The sequence below is a fragment of the Syntrophorhabdus sp. genome (genome assembly GCA_012719415.1).
Lineage (GTDB): Bacteria > Desulfobacterota > Syntrophorhabdia > Syntrophorhabdales > Syntrophorhabdaceae > Delta-02.
Genome location: JAAYAK010000196.1, coordinates 1 through 2,462, shown reverse-complemented (window position 1 = coordinate 2,462; position 2,462 = coordinate 1). Strand labels below are relative to the sequence as shown.

At 59.9% G+C, this 2,462-nt stretch carries 2 protein-coding genes; both read left to right on the top strand.

Features of this window, described 5'->3' with window-relative positions; genetic code table 11:
- Positions 1-880 (top strand): quinolinate synthase NadA (locus GXX82_11280; protein NLT23618.1); only part of this gene is annotated, 880 nt, incomplete at its 5' end.
- 2 nt (positions 881-882) lie between these two features.
- Complete coding sequence (nadB, locus tag GXX82_11275) at positions 883-2,454, top strand: L-aspartate oxidase (protein ID NLT23617.1); 1,572 nt, start codon at positions 883-885, stop codon at positions 2,452-2,454.
- The last annotated feature ends 8 nt before the right edge of the window (positions 2,455-2,462 follow it).

Sequence of the window (2,462 nt, the reverse complement as noted above, 5' to 3'; positions counted from 1 at the left end):
TGATGCCAGGTACATAGTCTTCTGTGCCGTTTCGTTCATGGCCGAGATGGCCCGCATTCTCTGCGAACCCCGGCAGAAGGTCTTTCATCCCGAGCCTTCCGCGAAATGCCCGCTGGCGGAGATGGCGGTGATCGACGATGTCGAAAAGGCATGGGAGTTGCTCACGGCCACGGGACGACACCTCATGCCCGTCGTATACGTCAACTCGCGGGCCGATCTCAAGGCTTTCTGCGGAAAGAACGGCGGGTTCGTCTGCACCTCCGCCAACGCGAAAGAGGCCATGGAATATGTCCTGTCCCGGGACGCCGTCCCCTTCTTCTTCCCTGACGAGAACCTGGGCCGCAACACCGCCCATGCCATGGGGATCCCCGACGACGGGATATTTCTCTGGGACCCCTCTGAAGATATCCCCGATACGGGTGTGCCGGACATCGCCGCGAAGAAGACGATACTCTGGAAAGGCTTCTGCTACGTGCACGTCGCCTTCCGTCCCTCCGATATCGAAGAGATCAAAAAGACCCACGGCGATATCAGCGTCATCGTCCATCCCGAATGCACTCCCGACGTTGTCAGGCTTTCCGATCACGTGGGTTCCACAAGCTACATAAAGAGCACGATAGAGGCAGCCGCCGCGGGCACGAAGTGGGCCGTCGGAACGGAGGTGAACTTCGTGAACTGCCTCAAAGCCGATAACCCCGACAAGCTCATCGTACCCCTCAGGGAGTGCGAATGCCGGGACATGTCGCATGTGACACTTCTCAAATTTCTCACCGTTCTGGAGAACATCCTGGAGGGAAAGGACCAGCCGGAGGTGACCGTCGACCCCGAGGACGCGCGGCACGCCAGAGTCGCCCTGGAAAGGATGCTGGCGATAACGTGAAGATGGAAAAGGACCGATCCCACTACTGCGATGTCCTCGTCATCGGCTCTGGCATAGCGGGGCTCTCCTGCGCCATAAGCGCCGCCGACCTCGGCCTGGACGTCATCGTCATATCGAAGGAATCCTCGATCGCGGAATCGAACACCTTCTATGCCCAGGGAGGGATCGTGGCCCGTGGGCAGGACGATACGCCCGAGCTCCTCACCGAGGACATCATAGAGGCAGGTGACGGCATATCGAATCCCGATGCCGTGAAGATCGTCGCTTACGACGGACCCGGGATGGTCGAGGATTTCCTCGTCAAAAAGGTTGGGGTGCTCTTCTCGCGGTCCGGAGAGGATGAATTCGAATTTGCCCGTGAGGCAAGCCACTCACGCAGAAGGATACTCCATTCCAAGGACTCCACGGGCAAGGCCATCGAGACGGCCCTCATTGCCAAAGCCGCCGAATACAGCAACATTCGGACCTATCCCGGCTACCCCGCCATAGACCTGCTGACCATACCCCACCATTCCACAAGTCCCCTCGCGCTTTACAGGGAACCCCAGTGTATAGGCGCTTACGTCCTCAATAACGCGACAGGCCACGTGGAGAGGTTCTTCGCCTCCTACACGGTGCTCGCCACCGGCGGGCTGGGAAGGATATATCTGCACACGACAAACCCTCCCATAGCTACGGGAGACGGCTTCGCCATGGCCGACCGTGCCGGCGCGCGGCTCATAAACATGGAGTACATCCAGTTCCATCCAACGACGCTCTTTCACAAGGACGCCGACGGGTTTCTCATCTCCGAGGCCCTCCGTGGAGAGGGGGCCAGGCTGAAGACGAAGGACGGCGTTCCCTTCATGGCAAGCTACTCCGAGCTTGGAGACCTCGCGCCGAGGGATGAGGTTTCCCGCGCCATGTACGAGGAGATGATCAAGAGGGGGGACGCCTACGTGTACCTCGACATCGCCTCCTACACGGAGATAAACGTCAAGAAACGCTTTCCCATGATATACCAGAGATGTCTCGATTTCGACATCGATATCCAGAAGGTTCCCATCCCTGTCGTCCCCGCCGCGCATTACAGCTGCGGCGGCGTGCAGGTGGACGTATGGGGAAAGACGTCTCTCAAGTGCCTGTACGCGGCCGGCGAAGTGGCCGCGACGGGTCTTCACGGGGCCAACCGGCTTGCTTCCACGTCGCTGCTCGAAGGACTTGTCTGGGGTGTACGCGCGGCAAAGGACATCGCGGGGAACTTCAACGGCAACAGATCCTACAAGGAATCGGACATACCGCCCTGGCAGTTCCCCGAACGCGTGGAGGAGGTCGACCCCGCCCTTATTCACCAGGACTGGGTGAGCATCAAGTCGACGATGTGGAACTACGTCGGCATCATCCGGACCGTGAGAAGGCTCGAGCGGGCCTGGGCCGACATCGGGTACCTGAAGAACCGCATCGACGATTTCTACCGCAGGGCCCAACTCGTTCCCATGGTCATCGACCTGCGCAACGGCGTCCGCACCGCCCGGATCGTCGCCGAAGCGGCCCTCAAGAACAACGTAAGCCGCGGCGCGCACTTCATACGGTAAAGACCGTT

What these genes read in the sequence shown, in the direction of transcription:
- nadB (NLT23617.1), top strand. Translation starts at nt 883, where the DNA reads ATGGAAAAGGACCGATCCCACTACTGCGATGTCCTCGTCATCGGCTCT.